The sequence below is a fragment of the Stenotrophomonas genospecies 3 genome, assembly GCF_054473855.1.
In genome coordinates this window covers 440,375-455,632 of record NZ_JBTMUR010000002.1, presented here as the reverse complement: position 1 = coordinate 455,632, position 15,258 = coordinate 440,375, and the positions used below count along the sequence as shown (strand labels likewise).

General features: G+C 62.5%; 15 protein-coding genes. 3 read left to right on the top strand and 12 right to left on the bottom strand.

Features of this window, described 5'->3' with window-relative positions:
• Positions 1–15: 15 nt before the first annotated feature.
• From ACX9OT_RS04490 to ACX9OT_RS04440, 11 genes are all read right to left on the bottom strand, one after another.
• The gene (locus ACX9OT_RS04490; protein ID WP_024957401.1) at positions 16–2,151 is read right to left on the bottom strand and encodes a copper-transporting P-type ATPase; all 2,136 of its coding nucleotides are present in this window, start codon (positions 2,149–2,151) and stop codon (positions 16–18) included.
• Positions 2,152–2,398: 247 nt separating this feature from the next.
• A complete protein-coding gene (gene copD, locus ACX9OT_RS04485; protein ID WP_017354978.1) occupies positions 2,399–3,328 on the bottom strand; it encodes a copper homeostasis membrane protein CopD in 930 nt (309 codons plus the stop codon).
• Between the two features lie 10 nt (positions 3,329–3,338).
• On the bottom strand, positions 3,339–3,722 hold the full coding sequence (gene copC, locus ACX9OT_RS04480; protein WP_005413416.1) for a copper homeostasis periplasmic binding protein CopC: 384 nt from the start codon (positions 3,720–3,722) through the stop codon (positions 3,339–3,341).
• Between the two features lie 178 nt (positions 3,723–3,900).
• The gene (locus ACX9OT_RS04475) at positions 3,901–4,251 is read right to left on the bottom strand and encodes a four-helix bundle copper-binding protein (protein ID WP_012480213.1); all 351 of its coding nucleotides are present in this window, start codon (positions 4,249–4,251) and stop codon (positions 3,901–3,903) included.
• 70 nt (positions 4,252–4,321) lie between these two features.
• Positions 4,322–4,846, bottom strand: a complete 525-nt coding sequence (locus tag ACX9OT_RS04470; RefSeq protein WP_012480214.1) for a DUF411 domain-containing protein — start codon at positions 4,844–4,846, stop codon at positions 4,322–4,324.
• 14 nt (positions 4,847–4,860) lie between these two features.
• Positions 4,861–5,406, bottom strand: coding sequence for a nuclear transport factor 2 family protein (locus ACX9OT_RS04465; RefSeq protein ID WP_223224792.1), 546 nt, complete (start codon positions 5,404–5,406; stop codon positions 4,861–4,863).
• Positions 5,390–6,160, bottom strand: a complete 771-nt coding sequence (locus tag ACX9OT_RS04460; RefSeq protein ID WP_005413420.1) for a c-type cytochrome — start codon at positions 6,158–6,160, stop codon at positions 5,390–5,392. The genes ACX9OT_RS04465 and ACX9OT_RS04460 overlap by 17 nt, the downstream gene beginning before the upstream one ends.
• Before the next feature lie 12 nt (positions 6,161–6,172).
• Positions 6,173–7,441: a copper-binding protein CopB gene (locus ACX9OT_RS04455; protein ID WP_005413421.1), complete on the bottom strand. Its 1,269-nt coding sequence runs from the start codon at positions 7,439–7,441 to the stop codon at positions 6,173–6,175.
• Positions 7,438–9,306 carry a copper resistance system multicopper oxidase gene (locus tag ACX9OT_RS04450; protein ID WP_012480217.1) on the bottom strand — a complete coding sequence of 623 codons (1,869 nt, stop codon included), beginning with the start codon at positions 9,304–9,306 and terminating at the stop codon, positions 7,438–7,440. The genes ACX9OT_RS04455 and ACX9OT_RS04450 overlap by 4 nt, the downstream gene beginning before the upstream one ends.
• Before the next feature lie 113 nt (positions 9,307–9,419).
• Positions 9,420–9,839 (bottom strand): transcriptional regulator CopL, encoded by a 420-nt coding sequence (gene copL / locus ACX9OT_RS04445; RefSeq protein WP_012480218.1) that lies wholly within the window; start codon positions 9,837–9,839, stop codon positions 9,420–9,422.
• Positions 9,840–10,013: 174 nt separating this feature from the next.
• A complete protein-coding gene (locus tag ACX9OT_RS04440; RefSeq protein WP_043033515.1) occupies positions 10,014–10,364 on the bottom strand; it encodes a helix-turn-helix domain-containing protein in 351 nt (116 codons plus the stop codon).
• A gap of 124 nt (positions 10,365–10,488) precedes the next feature.
• Between ACX9OT_RS04440 and ACX9OT_RS04435 the strand changes: the two genes are divergently transcribed.
• Positions 10,489–11,247 carry a hypothetical protein gene (locus tag ACX9OT_RS04435; protein ID WP_231298593.1) on the top strand — a complete coding sequence of 253 codons (759 nt, stop codon included), beginning with the start codon at positions 10,489–10,491 and terminating at the stop codon, positions 11,245–11,247.
• A 20-nt stretch (positions 11,248–11,267) separates the two neighbouring features.
• Here the strand turns inward: ACX9OT_RS04435 and ACX9OT_RS04430 are convergent, their stop codons facing one another.
• Positions 11,268–12,320, bottom strand: a complete 1,053-nt coding sequence (locus ACX9OT_RS04430) for a DNA-binding protein (RefSeq protein ID WP_459001159.1) — start codon at positions 12,318–12,320, stop codon at positions 11,268–11,270.
• A gap of 274 nt (positions 12,321–12,594) precedes the next feature.
• Here ACX9OT_RS04430 and ACX9OT_RS04425 point away from each other — a divergent pair, with 274 nt between their 5' ends.
• Positions 12,595–14,175, top strand: a complete 1,581-nt coding sequence (locus tag ACX9OT_RS04425; protein ID WP_026070029.1) for an ATP-dependent nuclease — start codon at positions 12,595–12,597, stop codon at positions 14,173–14,175.
• Positions 14,153–15,247 carry a UvrD-helicase domain-containing protein gene (locus tag ACX9OT_RS04420; protein WP_459001157.1) on the top strand — a complete coding sequence of 365 codons (1,095 nt, stop codon included), beginning with the start codon at positions 14,153–14,155 and terminating at the stop codon, positions 15,245–15,247. Before ACX9OT_RS04425 ends, ACX9OT_RS04420 begins: the two co-directional genes overlap by 23 nt.
• Positions 15,248–15,258: the final 11 nt, after the last annotated feature.

Genomic DNA, 15,258 nt, shown 5'->3' with positions numbered 1-15,258 from the left:
GTGGGATATGAGCCATCAGTGACAGGAATGGCCGCGCGCAGGCTCATCGGCGCGGTCAGGGTGGGGGGTGGCAACAACGGTGGAGCCGGACAAACGCAGGGCATTGGTGACCACCGAAACCGAGCTCAGGCTCATGGCCAGGGCCGCCATCATCGGACTGAGCAAAAGGCCGAAGCTGGGATACAGCAAGCCGGCGGCGATAGGCACGCCGATGGCGTTGTAGACGAAGGCGAAGCCCAGGTTCTGCTTCATATTGGCCACCGTCAAAGACGAGATGGCACGGGCTTGCACGATGCGCCTCAAATCACCCTTGACCAGGGTGAGCTGGGCGCTGGACATGGCCACATCCGTGCCCGTCCCCATCGCGATGCCCACATCGGCTGCCGCCAGGGCCGGCGCATCGTTGATGCCATCGCCAGCCATGGCCACGCGACGACCCTGGGCTTTGAGTTGCTGGACCAGGTCGGCCTTGTCCTGCGGCTTGACGCCACCACGCACATCCTCGATGCCCAGCGTGCGCCCCACGGCCTCGGCCGTCGCCTGTGCGTCACCGGAGGCCATCACCACGTGCAGGCCATCGGCACGTAGCAGGTTCAAGGCAGGCAAGGTCGTGGCTTTGATGGGATCAGCCACCGCAATGGCGCCGGCCAACCGACCATTGACCGCCAGGAACATCACGCTAGCGCCTTCTTTCCGAAGACGCTCGGCGCTGCTTTGCAAAGGTGCTACATCGGCGCCAACCGACGCCATCAGGCTTTGGTTGCCGAGCACGACATCCTGATCGGACACGCGCCCGCGGACGCCTTGGCCGGTGAGCGAATCAAAATCTTGGGCGGCCACCAGGTTCAAGCCACGTCGCTGGGCTTCAGCCACGATGGCCTCGGCCAAGGGGTGCTCACTGCCCTGCTCCAAGCTGCCGGCCAAACAAAGGATCTGATCGGCGTCGAAGCCGGCGTTGGAGAGCGTGTCGCGAAAGGCTGGACGCCCCTCGGTCAACGTACCGGTCTTGTCCACGATCAACGTGTCGATCAGACGTAGCTGCTCGATCGCCTGAGCATCGCGGAACAGGACCCCGACCTGCGCAGCGCGGCCAGTGGCGACCATGATCGACATGGGGGTAGCCAAACCCAAGGCACACGGGCAAGCAATGATCAGAACCGATACGGCATTGAGGACGGCAAAGGTCCAGGACGGTTCGGGTCCAAACAGACCCCATCCGAAGAACGTGAGCACCGCCGTGGCCAGCACGGCCAGGACAAACCAGTACGCCACCTTGTCCGCCATACGCTGCATCGGCGCGCGGGAGCGCTGGGCTTGGGCTACCAACTGCACAATCTGCGCCAGTACCGTCCCGGATCCGACTTTGTCCGCCCGGATGACTAAGGCGCCCGTCCCGTTGAGCGTGGCGCCTATAACGTGATCACCGACAGCCTTCTCCACCGGAATGGGTTCACCGGTCAGCATCGACTCATCGACACTGGCGCGGCCTTCGATGACTTCCCCATCGACCGGCACCTTCTCGCCCGGTCGTACGCGAAGCAGATCACCCACGTGCACGTGATCCAGCGCAACGTCCTCTTCGCCCCCATCGGGTTTGACGCGGCGAGCCGTCTTGGGCGCCAATCCCAGCAGGGACTTGATGGCCGCCGAGGTTTTGGAACGCGCCCGCAGTTCCAGCAGCTGTCCGAGCAGGGTGAGCGAGACGATGACCGCTGCCGCCTCGAAGTAGACCCCTACCCGTCCATGCTCGCGGAAAGAGTCCGGAAACAGGTCCGGTGCCACGGTGGCCACCACGCTGTAGCCAAACGCGGCGGCCACGCCGATGCCGATCAGCGTCCACATGTTGGGGCTGCGATTGCCGATGGACTGTAGGCAGCGCTCAAAGAAAGGCCACCCCGCCCAGAGCACCACCGGGGCGCTCAGCACGAGCTCAATCCAGGTGCGCGCCTGCGTGGACAAGCCGGGCAGACGGTGTCCCAGCATGGCCAAGACCAGGACGATCAACGTCAAAGGCAACGTCCACCAGAACCTTCGGGTGAAATCGCGTAACTCTGGATTGTCGTCCTCCTCCAGCGAGGGCATCTCCGGCTCCAGCGCCATGCCGCAGATCGGACAGGTGCCGGGACCTGGCTGACGAATCTGCGGATGCATCGGGCAGGTGTAGACCGTGGCGTGGGTACCGCTGGGTTGGGCCACCGCTGCTGGGGCGGTCACTTCAACTTGCTGGGGAGCATCGTCCGTATAGCGGACGGGATTGGTGATGACCCGTCCATCCGCAGCCTCGACAGGGGCTGCGCCTGCAGAATGGTGATGGTCATGGGACGACGGTGAGTTCATGCCGATGCTCGCTTTAGTGGGGATGGACTGCCAAGGCAGTGTGCCATTGCGGGTTACACAGCTATTCGGGGCTGAGCGTCCCGAGCACTGAAACAACAATCAGGATCAAGATGGCCAGCGCGGCCTCAGCCGTAACACTCTGCCGCAAAGCCCGCACCTCCTGCGCGGGATCTCCGCTGGTCAGCGCTCGTTCCAAGCGCGGCACCAGCGTCCATCGGTGCAGCGCTCCCAAACCCAGCATTCCAGCGAACAGGGCCAGTTTGAAAAGCAGCAACTTCCCGTAGGTGCTCTGGAACAGGGCCGAAAACGACCACGCGGTGAGATCCCCGTAGTGCGCGATGCCGGACACGATGAGCGCACCAACGAAGATCGTTCCCAGCGTCGAAAAACCATGCAGAAAGTCATGCGTTGATCGCAGACGCCCGCTGCCGTTCGTCTCTTTGCCGCGCAGCAGCATGGCAAGGAACATCAGGACCGCTGCGATCCAGCCGCCTGCCGCGAGAAGATGGACGATGCCTGCAGCAAGCCGGACCGCGCCTGCCAAGCCCTCGCCAGCGGCGGCGTGGCCGTTCCATGCCAGCGAAGCGAGTGCGCCGCCCGCCAGCATCGCCCCCAGCGGGAAGGCGGTCTCCACCTTCCCGCGGCGACGATGCCATCCGAGCACGAACATCAGGGCGACCAGCAGCGCGCCTCTCGCCATGGCTGCCCGGCCCGCGGACGTCTCGAGCAGATACCAGCCAAGCGATGCGCGATCAACCTCGGCAAGCGGCATTCCCATGATGCCCGCGGTCTTGAAGACGACATCGAGCCCGGTGAGCACGAGACCGGCTACGGCACCCGCCAATAGAACGCCCATGAGTGACCACCCGGCCAAGGCGTCGGCGAGTGCCGATCGACGCGACCCGTACCAACCGAAGAGTGGAACCCCGAAAAGAACCATGATGACAAGGTATTCCAAGAATCTCAGTGCATAAGCCGACAGGTCGAACATTCGCGACTCCTCAGCGCACCGTGAAGCTGAAGCTGCCCGGCATGGGGTGGTTGTCACCACCGACGGCGCGGTATTCCACGGTATAGACGCCCGGAGCCAGCGGTCCAGGCAACTTGGCACGCAGGGTCTTGCCGTTGTTGACGATCTCGGTCGTGAAATTCTCGATCGGCATGGTGGAACTGCCGTGCTTCATGAGCAACTTGAGACGCGACGCCCGCGGAATCAATGTCTCGTTGAACACGAGATCGATCTGGCCTGGCGAGGCCACCACCGCATTTGCCGCCGGTGTGGACTGCTGCAGCGCGGCGTGGGCGTGCGCGACCTGCAGCGAAAACTGCCCGGCCGCGATTGCGAGGACGAGCGCGAAGGAGCGAATGACGTTGGACGACTTCATATGGATAAATCCTCATTGGAATGTGATGCAAAGCCCGTTCGGGAGGGGCCGCGCTGTGTTCGATGCGACAAGCGTTAGATGTCGGACTGTCACTGAAACCACGATTTGTCGGATTTTCTTGATACTTCCGCTTTCGCGAGACGAGGATCCCACCGGCTCAGGCGGGATCCTCGACGCATTACGCTGCCATGGCGCTGCAGCTTTCCGCGCAGCGGCGACAAACTTCGGCGCAGCGCGTCATCTCAGGGTCGTTCATGGCGTCGCATGCATCGGCGCACTGGCGGCAGATCTCCGCGCAGGCACCGCAAACCACGTCGTGAACGCTGGCACCGCGCAGCATCGCGTCGGCACTGGTTGCGCAGGTATCGGCACACGTCGCCAACAGCGCGATGTGCTCCGGGGCCGCGTGAACACCTCCTTTGGTCAGGCAGTAGTTGATGGTCTCCAGGCAGATCGCATGGCATTGCGTGCAGTTGTCGATGCACTCGTTCATGGCCTGGGGCCGGTGTGCTGCGGAATGGTGAGTCATGTAGTTCTCCTTCTTCCTCGCGGGCGAGAATCGGCGCGCCCGCAACACCGTCCCCTGTTGCTGCGACGGATCAGTGCTGTGCGAACGGTTCAGTGGTTCCGTCGCGATGTATCAGCTCGACCGTGAACGGCTGCTGGCGTCCCTCCGGGACCTCCATGCCCGGAGAACCAAGCGGCATCCCTGGGAGGACCAGGCCGCGTGCGTTCGGCTTTTCTTCGAGGAGACGCTTGATGTCCGCGGCCGGAACGTGGCCTTCGATGACGTATCCGCCGATCTCGGCCGTGTGGCAGGAGCCCTTTGCATAGGGGACACCCAACCGCTCCTTGACCAGACCCAGGTCATCCATGTCGTGCACATCCACGGTGAATCCCGCCTTCTGCACGTGGTCGATCCAGACACCGCAGCACCCGCAGGTCGGGGTCTTGTGGACGGTCATGCGTGGCAGGGCTGCTGGAGTCGCGTCGGCTGATTGGACGACAACCTGTGCGGAGGGCGAGGTTGTGGGTTGCGCGGATGAAGCATCCTGGGTGCAAGCACCCAGACCAGCCACGGCAAGGACCACAAAAGTCAGACGGTGCAATGTGAGCGTAGTCATTTCAATCTCTCGACTCAGCGCTTGGTCCGCGAGGACCAGTGGATGTGGACGATCCGCCAGCCGTCCGCGGTCTCCTTCAGCACCATCGTCTCGTCGCTCTGGACGGTCAGTGGCTGGCCGTCCTTCTGGGCATGCAACTCGCTTTCGGTTCCGACCCACGCGAACTCGCCAGCGGCTCGTGCGCGCTGACGGAGCAGCTGGCGATGGGCGCCCTTGAGGAACGCCGCATCGCTGACTGCGTGATGGCCCATGTATTCCTCGCGGCTGCGTTCGGCGCCCCCGGACTCGAGGATGAGAACGTCGGCAGCGAGCAGGGCTTCGACCGTGGCCAGATCGCCGCTAGACAGGGCCCTGTTGAAACGCTCCGCTACGGCGACCGCGGCCTCTGCAGTGACTGGGACGTCGACGTCCGCAGATGCCGCGGCAGCGGGGTGATGTGCGTGCGGCTGTGTCGCCTGCGCCATTGCGGGGGACACGACGGCCAGTGCCAGTGCGAGGGTGAACGAGATTGCTGTTGCGTTCATTGCGTGGGCTCCAAGAAGATCAATGGGGGTGCGCATGGCCGTCATCGGCCACGGGCGTGTGTGGTGCAGGGTGCGACTCCACCTTGCCGTCGGGATGGCCGTGGCTCACCAACCCGACTTCCGTGTCGCTGGGTGTCGGGCCGTGGTGATCGTCGTCCACGCCCGGCGGGTGCGCATGCGGCATGGAGTTGTTGCCCGGCTCGAATAAGGCAGGGTGATCCTCGGCCTTTTCGTCGTCATGGTGGCCTTGCGTCTCGCCGCCGCCATGCGAATGGCCCTCGCTGCTGTCGACAAGTTCCTTGTACGCAGTCGCGTCCAGCGTGGGCAACTTCTGCAGGAAGGCCGACATGTTCCATATGAACTCATCGTCCATGCTGCCGCCCCAAGCGGGCATGCCGCTGGCCTTGATGCCGTGCTTGATCACCCAGAACGCCTCAGCTGGAGCGACCGGCTGTTTGCTTAGGTTCGGTGGCGCGGGGTACAGGCCCTTGCTCATCTCGGTGGCCGCCGCGTCTGGTGAAAGATGGCAGGTCACGCACATGGCGTTGTAGTTGCCCGCACCCTGGCGGATACGCTCAGGATCATCAAGGTTCGTGGGTAGCTGAAGCTTGGCGGCGCGCACCTCAATGGAACGCTCGCGCGCCGTTTCAAGTAGCGCATACACCGGGCGACTATGCGGATCGTCGGCGGCCACGTTGTACACGCCCAGAGAGAGCGTGGCGGTTGCGACCACCGCAACCAATGCCACGCCGGCACCGAGCCATACCCACATCTTTTTGTTGGATTTCATTGTCAGTTCCCCTTAGAACCAGGTACGAAGGCCGATGACCAAGCGCGTGTCTTCAAAGGACTCGCCATGCTCGCGTCGCATGTCTGCGGTATTGCCAAACGCGCGCTCGTACACCACGCCGATGTAGGGAGCGAACTTTCGGGTGAACTCATAGCGAAGTCGTAGCCCCGCCTCAGCGGCACTCAGACCCGAACCTATCCCGCGCAATGGATCGTTCTTGCCATAGGCGGTGACTTCCACCAGCGGCTGCAAGATCAGCCGGTTGGTTAGCAGCAATTCGTACTCGGCCTCGACATTGGCGGCAGTCTGGCCCCCTTCGCCGAGATAGGCTGTGGCGGACACTTCGAACTTCATCGGCGCCAAGCCCTGTACACCGATAGCGGCGAAGTTCTGCGATGCCCCAGGCTTGAAGTCATGACGCACACCGGCCACCACATCCCACCACGTGGAGATACTGCGGCCGTAAAGCACTTCCAGATCAGCCGACTCGGTCTGACCATCCGTGCGTTCGCCTTCACTGCGGAGCCAGACGCGATTGAGGTCCGTACCGATCCAGCCCTGGCCCTCCCAGCCCAGCCCGGTGCCCGGATCGGCATCCCAGGTTTCCAGGCGATTGAGCAGCACGTAGCTCTTGATCGAGTTGTCATGCACCGGATGCGCGTGTTCCGGCGCGATGGCCGCCTTGCGATCCGCGTCCGTCACCGCGGGAATCGGGGTGCGCGGCTGCGTTGGCGCTGCAGGCCCGTGTCCCATCTGACTGTGGTCCATGCCCTCCATCGATTGCATTCCCGCTTCTGGTGTAGCGGGCGCGGGCGAATCATGGCCCATCTGCGAATGGTCCATCCCCTGCATCGCAGGCGTGGCCGTGCCGGAGGTGTCGGCTGCAGCGGGCTGTGCCATCTGACTGTGATCCATGCCCTGCATCGACTGCGCCTGCGCTGTGGGCGCCGCAGGTGTGCTCGCGGGCGAGCCGTGCCCCATCTGCGAATGGTCCATGCCCTGCATGGCAGGCTCGGCTGCGTTAGCCTGCGGCTCGGCGTGGCCCATCGCCGCATGATCGATCGTCGCTTCGCTCGTCTTGGCCGGTGTTGCAGGCTTTTGGGCTGGCGCAGGTTTTGATGTCGGTGCCTGATGTGCAGAGTGATCCTGAGTCTGGGTCTGCGCGCCCTGCTCCATCTGCATGGAGCCGTGCTGCATAGATTGGGCGCTGGCCGCATTGGCCAGGGCCAGCGAGATAGCCGTCAGCGCAGTCAGGGTGGTATCGCGTCTATTGATGTTCATTCGTCGACCCTCACCGTGCGCATCATTCCGGCTTCCATGTGATAAAGCAGGTGGCAATGGAACGCCCAGCTGCCCAACGCATCGGCACGCACGCGATACGTGCGTCGGCTACCTGGCGGCATATCCACCGTGTGCTTGCGCACCATGAAGTTGCCGTTGTCGTCCTCCACGTCACTCCACATGCCGTGCAAATGGATGGGATGGGTCATCATCGTGTCGTTAACCAATACGATGCGCATACGCTCGCCGTAGTTCAGCCGCAGCGGCTCGACATCGGAAAACTTCTGACCGTTGAAGCCCCAGGAGAATTTCTCCATGTGTCCGGTCAGATGCAGCTCGATCTCGCGACCGGGGTCGCGTCCGTCAGGGTCTTCAAAGGTGCTCTTGAGCATGGAATACGTCAGCACATGACGGCCGTTATCGCGCAGGCCATTGCCCGGATCATCCAAGCGCGAACTCACGCTCATGGCTTGGTTGTCCAACAGGGGATTGTTGGTCTCGCTAGCAGGGTGTGATTGCATGCCCCCGTGCTGCATGCCTGCCATGGCACCATCGCCGGCGGCGGGCATCGCATGGCCTGCATGGGCCGAGGTCGCGTTACCGCTGACAGGTGGGGTCATGCCAGGCATGCCCATGGCCGCACCACAGCCGCCTTCCATGCCCTTGCTGCCGCCAGACATATCCATCGACCCATGATCCATGCCCATGTCTGCCATCGTCAGCAGCGGCCGGGGATCCACAGACGGAACGGGCGCGCGTAATCCTTCGCGCACAGCGAGCGTGCCGCTGATGTAGCCGGTGCGACCGGAGTCTTGGGCAAAGATGGTGAATGCGTCCTGCCCGGAGGGCTCCACGATCACATCGAAGGTTTCTGCTACCGCGATGCGGAACTCGTCGACGGAAACCGGATGGACATACAAGCCATCTGCCGCCACCACGGTCATCTTCAGCCCCGGAATACGCACATCGAAGTACGTCATGGCAGAGCCATTGATGAAACGCAGGCGCACCTTCTCGCCACTGCGGAACAAACCGGTCCAGTTGCCCAGTGAGGTCGTGCCGTTCATCAGGTAGGTGTAGGTGTTGGCGTTGACGTCGGACAGGTCCGTGGGCGTCATCCGCATCACGCCCCACATCTTGCGATCTTCCAACGTGGCCGACAGGCCGTTGCGCTTCACATCGCGCGCAAAATCGCCGACCGTGCGCTTGTAGTAATTGTCATGGCCCGGCATCTTCTTCAAACGATCGAACAGGGCCGTCGGGTCCAGGTCTGTCCAATCGCTCAGCATCACGACGTAGTCGCGATCGAAACTGAAGGGCTCCGGCTCCAATGGGTCGATGACGATCGGGCCATAGAGCCCGGCTTGTTCCTGGAACCCTGAGTGGCTGTGGTACCAGTAGGTTCCGCCCTGATGCAGGGTGAACCGGTAGTGGTAGGTCTCACCACGTCCGATACCGTCAAAGCTCAGACCCGGCACGCCGTCCATGTTGGCCGGCAAAATGATGCCGTGCCAATGGATGGAGGTGTCCGCGCCATGGATGGAGTTAGCGGGCAATGCATTAGAGACGCGCAAGTTGACCGTGGTGCCTTCCCGCCACCGCAGCAACGGCGCCGGAACGGACCCGTTGACCGTGATCGCGGTGCGGGTCTTGCCGGTGAAGTTCATCGGCGTCTCGCCAATGGTCAGGTCAAACTCAGTGCCCGATAGTACGTTGGGTTGTCCCGGCCCCTTGAGCGCCCAACTGGCTTTGGGCCAGAAACCTAATCCTGCGACTGCGCCTCCCAAGGCCAAGCCTTGGACAAATCGCCGCCGCGAAGGCAGCAGCGGTCCACCGCGTGGACCACGAAAATCATCATGCGACATGAAAATGCTCCAAGCGTCGTGTTGCCACCGGCGGGCGGTGGTACAGAGCGGGCGGCTGGCCTAAACAGGCATGCAAGCCACACCAACGGCGCCATTGCGGCGCCTAGGGACGCTTAGCCGATCGGTGGTCGGATCAGATGAGGCAAGGCAGGTGCCGCATGCCCTAGGGGCAGCGGCATGACATCCAGGCCCAAGGCCAGTTGCACCGAAACATGCAGGCGCGCAGGAAGTGCGCTCGCGCAAGCGTGTACGCAGGCGCACCGGCACGCAGAAGACTTGCAACAGTCGGGACCGGCATGGTCGCCATGCCCAGTGCCAGCCTTTTCAATCGATGTGGCATCGGGATGATGCTCAGCACTGTGATGGGCGAAGCAGTCTTCGTCGACTTGCACCGCGGCAGCCACTTCGCTGGCCTGCTCTTCCATGACCGGGTTCATACTGACGGACGCAAACGCCGACCACGCGCCGTTAAGCACGAGCATGGCGATCAGGAACAGTCGCAGTAGAAGTGAGGAGGCTGACACGGGCGACATGGTATATCACTTTAGACAAGGCGCGTGTGTATCGGTCGTGAACAAAATCTCAAGTAAGCCTGAGATGTCGCGACTTGTCAGTCGCACTAGCCGCGGACACTGCAGCTCCCTCCAGAAGCGCCCAAAGGGCGGGTTGAGGCGAAGAGTTGCCCATAGGGCGAGCGCTTGTTCGGTTTACTTCTCGGGCGTGGCCTCGATCAGCTTCACCAACTCGCGCTTCTGCTGCTTGCTTAGCGAGCCCCAGCGCAGGAGCAACTTGGCCAGCAGATCATCGTCGGTGTAAAGGAAGGCGGCGGGGATCCCCAACGCTTGGGCCAACCGCTCAGCAATCTCCAGCATGGGCTCGTGCTTGCCACGCTCGTACTGGTTGATTCGGGGGCTGGCCACGTGAGGATCCAGACCGGCCCGGATGCCCAACTCCTTCTGCGACAAACCCGTGTGCAGGCGGGCTTGTTTGAGGCGTCGAGCGAAGGTCGGTGTTGAGTCGACGGACAAAGTCACGCGCGCACCCCATGGAGACCCCATAAGGATGGCGGATGTACCCAGCCTTGCATACTAAGATATTCTTAGCTTTGAGGCAACCGGCGACACCGGTAGCGCCGCCCCCCCCCCCCAGGAGCCACGCCGCTCCCTCATCCCCGGAAACCGCATGCCCGGAACCTCGTCAATGACGCCATCTGGGGTCGCCAGCATCGAGGAGTTGGGCCTTCGTGGCACCCTTTTCCTAGCCGCACTGTTAGCCGCGCAGCTACGACGCCTACCGGTGGCGCCCACACGCCGCTCCACCTTGCTGGTGCTGGACACGCTGCGAGACTTGGCCTTGATCCAAGTTCCCTGGCCAGCGGATCGATGGCAGATCCGCCCCGATGCCGAGGTCACGCCCATCGAAGATCCGCAATGTGCTTTCGCCTGGTCTACCCACGAGCGCAGGCACCTGCTCCCGGTGCTGGAAGACCAACTCGGCGATATGGCACACGATGTAGACTTGGCGGACGCGAAACTGGAGCTGTGGGATGAACTTGCACTCTGGGAGACCGAGCAGTTTCTGGAGCAGCAATTGCTCAAACATCACTTCGACCCAGGCTGGGCACGTGATGTGGGGTTCGTCTTTCAATCCGGACCGCGGGGCTTGCCGATCGCGCGGTGGCGTTACTGCTGCTGGGCGGCGGTACGCCAAGGTGCCTCGGTGGCGATGCGTCTTGGCGTGCACGACAGCGCCCATGTGCGGGAAGCCATCTTTCAGGAGGTCCAGAAGCGCCTGCGCTACCTGATGACCAGTTCGCCCGAGCAAGGCATGTTCAAGCCCTATCATTTGGCACCGGAGTCCTCAGTAGCCAAACTGTTTGTAGATTGGGTCGTCCCTATGGAATGGGCGTACTGGACAGGTGAGCGCCACCCCAGCCGCTAGCAGACAAACGAGCAGCCTCGTCAGTCGGCTCCCCCATCTTGCGCATGGCCGCGCCGAGTTTTCTTCACCGCATTTTGTGCTGGCGTCAGTTGATTCAGTAGAGGCTCTAGCGCTTCAAGACGTGCATTGGCACGCAACGCATCGGCTTCAGCGCTCTCGCGGCGCTCACGCTCCCGCGCAAGGGTGTCTTGAACTTGAGCTAGCTCGTTGCGCATGGTATCCAAGGTCTTGGCGTCAGTCTTCCAGCGCTCCTGCAGTGCCAAATAGTCCGTCGCGGTCTGGCGCAACGCCACGACCTCGCTGTGTTGGCCTTCGTGGGCCTGTCGTAGCTGGGCAAGCTCACGCTCAATCCGCCCGTGGCGCTCCAGCCATTGACCATTGTCGCGGTTCAGCACCAACAGCTCCTGATTCTTCGCGCCCAAGGCTTCATTGGCCTGACGTAAGGCTACTTGCAGCTCTTGGGCCTGATGCTCGTGACGGCGAAGCTCTTGCTCACGCTGCTCTTTGGTTGAAGTGCGGTAGTGCTCAAGCGCTTCCCGGGCATGGGCATGCTTGTCCTCCAGAGAACGCGTATGCGCCTCATGATCAGCCAGCCGCACCGTCATGCCAGCGATGCGCTCGTTCAACTGGGCGATTTCCGCGATCCTGTCACCTAGATTCTGTTGAAGGAGGGCGTGAGCAGCTTGCTCTTGGTGCAGGCTTGCTTCGGTGCGCTGCAGCCGACTGCTCAAGGCGGCAGCCTCCTCTTGGGCACCGGAAAGCGCCTGTTGCCGACTGTGGAGCTCAGCCTGATGGCGCTCACGCTCCTGGGTGAGGATGGCCTCTGCTTCCTCCTGGAGCCGCGAGGCCAAGCGCGCAACCAAGTCCTGCAAAGCATCACTAACGGCTACCGTCCTCGCCGGACCGCCGCCTTCCTCTCCTTCCAGTTCACGCAAGTAGCGGTGGATCGTGGTCTTGGAGCCCGTGTTGCCCAAGGCCACTCGCACCGCGTCGACTGACGGCTTCTTGCGTTGGGCCAGCAGCGCGTCGCGCGCCTTCTGGACGTCACTCTTATAGAGTCCTGCGCGCGCCATCGTGCCACCTCACTTTATTTCGTAATGTATTACATACCATGTAATTACATACTATTAAAGCAGGTAGACGACCGCTCGTCGGCGAAAATAGTTATACGGGATAATATTGAATTATCCCGCGTAAGGCGGATTCTGACCCTTCCCGGCGTCCCAAGCAGTACGAAACCGCCCAGGGCCGGCGATCGCTGGGTAGTATGGCCCAGAGCGGAAAGGAGGCCAGCCAGGGTGCAGGCAGGCTCCGCCACCGAGCCCGTTGGCCATCATAGGACTGTGCATGCCGATCGAACGTATCGTCATCGACAACTTCAAGTCGTTTCGCCATCTGGACCTGCCCCTCAATGCCCACATGAACCTGGTGGTGGGCGACAACGAGGTCGGTAAATCCACCCTGCTGGAGGCCATCCACGCGGTGGTCACCGGCCAGCTGCATGGGCGCAATCTTGCCTACGAGCTCACGCCCTACCTGTTCCACCAGCCCACGGTGCAGGAGTACTTGGGAGCGCTTGCCACGGGCACGCCGGCCTCGCCGCCACGGATCTCCATCGAAGCCTATCTGGGCGCCGACGCCGCGCTGGCGTCGTTACGCGGCACCAACAACTCCCTGCGTCTGGATACCGCCGGCATCCGGCTGCTGGTCGAGCTCAACGACGACTACCGCGAGGAGTTCAACGCCTACCTGCAGCAGCACCAGGGCGCGGTCAGCCTGCCGGTGGAGTACTACACGGTGCGCTGGTACTCCTTCGCCAACAATGGCGTCACCGCCCGTAGTATTCCGTTCGACTCGACCATCATCGACACGCACGGCATCAAGACCTTGTCCGGTGCCGATCGCTATATCGCCGGCATCATCGAGCAGGCACTGACGCCTGCGCAGCGCGTCTCGCTGTCGCTGAGCTTCCGCCGCATGCGGCAGAGCTTTTCCGAAGAAGCGGATGTGGCAGCGATCAATGCCTACTTGACCGAGCACACCGGGGACATCAGCCACAGGGCATTGACGGTAGGCGTGGACACATCGCCGCGCTCAACGTGGGAAACCAGCCTGTCACCCTACCTGGATGAGCTCCCGTTCACCCAGGCCGGCAAGGGCGAGCAAAGCGCGGTGAAGATGAAGCTGGCGATGCACGCGGCCGGCGCGGCTCACGTGCTGCTGATCGAGGAGCCGGAGAACCATCTGTCCTATTCCAGCATGACCCAGCTGATCGACAAGATTGCGGCCCTCTCCACCGCCCAGCAGGTGATCATCGCCACCCACAGCAGCTTCGTGTTGAACAAGCTGGGCGTGGACAACGTGATCCTGTTCAGCGCGCAAGGCCAGATGAAGCTGGACCAGCTGCCCAGCGATACCCACGACTATTTCATGAAGCTGCCGGGCCACGACACGCTGCGGTTGATCCTGGCCAAGCAGGCGATCCTGGTGGAAGGCCCTTCCGACGAACTGATCGTGCAGCGTGCCTACAGTGACCATCACGGCGTGGCGCCGATGGCTCACGGCGTAGACATCATTTCGGTCAAGTCGTTGGCATTCAAACGCTTCTTGCAGATTGCCGATCGACTGAGGATTCAGGCCAAGGTGATCACCGACAACGACGGTGATATCGCAGTTGTGCAAGAGCGCTATGCCGAGCACATCAACGCGATCTATTACGATTCCGACGAGAGCGCCCCTTCGCTGGAAGAGCAGCTGATCAAAGCCAACTCGCTGGCCGAACTCAATACCGTGCTGGGCAAGGCCTTTGCCGATGAGGTGGCGCTGCTCAAGTACATGAAGGGCCATAAGACCGATACGGCCTTGGCGATTTTCAATAGCCCGCACTCGATCAGGTTCCCGGACTATGTCCAGCGTGCCATCACCTAACCGGGTCCTGCTCTCGGCAGGCTCGGGCAAGACCACGTTGCTGGTCCGGCAGGCCTTGGAGCGACCTGAGCGCCGCATCGCGATTGTCACCTACACGCTGGAAAACCTGGAAGAGATCCGGCGCTCGTTTGAGGCCCACGCAGGCGCGGTCCCCGCGCATGTCACCTTGCACAGCTGGTATGGCTTTCTGCTGCGCCAGTGCATTCGCCCGTACCAGGCTGCGCTTTGCCCTGAGCCTCGCATCGAGACCATCCTGTTCGTAGAAGGTGTCACCAACAACCGCGCCCCACGCACCCAGGTGGCGCGCCACTACCTGGCGGGCAACCGGATGTATTCGGACCGAGCGGCCGATTTCGCTGTGCGCTGCGATGAGCTGACCCAAGGCCAGGTCGTGGCGCGATTGGCGGCGATGTACGACGAGCTCTACATCGACGAAGTCCAGGATCTGGCCGGCTTTGATCTGGATCTGGTCGAACGGCTGTTGAAGAGCGAGATTGCCATCACGTTGGTAGGCGATACGCGCCAAGCCACGTATGCGACCAACTATGCGCAAAGGTACAGCCAATACCGTGGTCCGAATCTGGCAGCGCTGTTTCAGATTTGGGAGGCCGACGGCTTATGCCGGCTGGATCACCGCCTCACCAGTCTGCGCTGCGTCCAGGCCCTGTGCGATATGGCTGACACGCTCTATCCGCAGATGCCGCGGACCCAATCAGGCAATGGCGAGGTCACCGGACACGATGGCATCTACCTCGTCGCTCCAGGGGATGTGGCCGCGTACATGCAGGAGTTCGCCCCCACCGTGCTCCGGCATGACCGGCGGCAGGCGTGCGACGGACTGCCGGCGGTGAACTTTGGGCAGTGCAAGGGCCGCACCTACAGTCGGGTCCTCATCTTTCCGAACGGGCCGTTGACGCAGTACCTGCGCACGGCCGATGCAGCGCGTATCACCGCGCCGCCGAAATACTACGTGGCCTTCACCCGGGCGCGGCAAAGCGTGGCCTTTGTGTATGCCGGCGCGTGCGCGTTGCCGGGTCATCAGCTCTATGCGCCTGCCAGCGCAGACGCATAGAGCCAGGGGCT

Bases quoted from the DNA above. Each gene is read 5' to 3' on its own strand.
- ACX9OT_RS04490 (WP_024957401.1), bottom strand. From the start codon at position 2,151: ATGCATCCGCAGATTCGTCAGCCAGGTCCCGGCACCTGTCCGATCTGC.
- copD (WP_017354978.1), bottom strand. From the start codon at position 3,328: ATGTTCGACCTGTCGGCTTATGCACTGAGATTCTTGGAATACCTTGTC.
- copC (WP_005413416.1), bottom strand. From the start codon at position 3,722: ATGAAGTCGTCCAACGTCATTCGCTCCTTCGCGCTCGTCCTCGCAATC.
- ACX9OT_RS04475 (WP_012480213.1), bottom strand. From the start codon at position 4,251: ATGACTCACCATTCCGCAGCACACCGGCCCCAGGCCATGAACGAGTGC.
- ACX9OT_RS04470 (WP_012480214.1), bottom strand. From the start codon at position 4,846: ATGACTACGCTCACATTGCACCGTCTGACTTTTGTGGTCCTTGCCGTG.
- ACX9OT_RS04465 (WP_223224792.1), bottom strand. From the start codon at position 5,406: ATGCGCACCCCCATTGATCTTCTTGGAGCCCACGCAATGAACGCAACA.
- ACX9OT_RS04460 (WP_005413420.1), bottom strand. From the start codon at position 6,160: ATGAAATCCAACAAAAAGATGTGGGTATGGCTCGGTGCCGGCGTGGCA.
- ACX9OT_RS04455 (WP_005413421.1), bottom strand. From the start codon at position 7,441: ATGAACATCAATAGACGCGATACCACCCTGACTGCGCTGACGGCTATC.
- ACX9OT_RS04450 (WP_012480217.1), bottom strand. From the start codon at position 9,306: ATGTCGCATGATGATTTTCGTGGTCCACGCGGTGGACCGCTGCTGCCT.
- copL (WP_012480218.1), bottom strand. From the start codon at position 9,839: ATGTCGCCCGTGTCAGCCTCCTCACTTCTACTGCGACTGTTCCTGATC.
- ACX9OT_RS04440 (WP_043033515.1), bottom strand. From the start codon at position 10,364: ATGGGGTCTCCATGGGGTGCGCGCGTGACTTTGTCCGTCGACTCAACA.
- ACX9OT_RS04435 (WP_231298593.1), top strand. From the start codon at position 10,489: ATGCCCGGAACCTCGTCAATGACGCCATCTGGGGTCGCCAGCATCGAG.
- ACX9OT_RS04430 (WP_459001159.1), bottom strand. From the start codon at position 12,320: ATGGCGCGCGCAGGACTCTATAAGAGTGACGTCCAGAAGGCGCGCGAC.
- ACX9OT_RS04425 (WP_026070029.1), top strand. From the start codon at position 12,595: ATGCCGATCGAACGTATCGTCATCGACAACTTCAAGTCGTTTCGCCAT.
- ACX9OT_RS04420 (WP_459001157.1), top strand. From the start codon at position 14,153: ATGTCCAGCGTGCCATCACCTAACCGGGTCCTGCTCTCGGCAGGCTCG.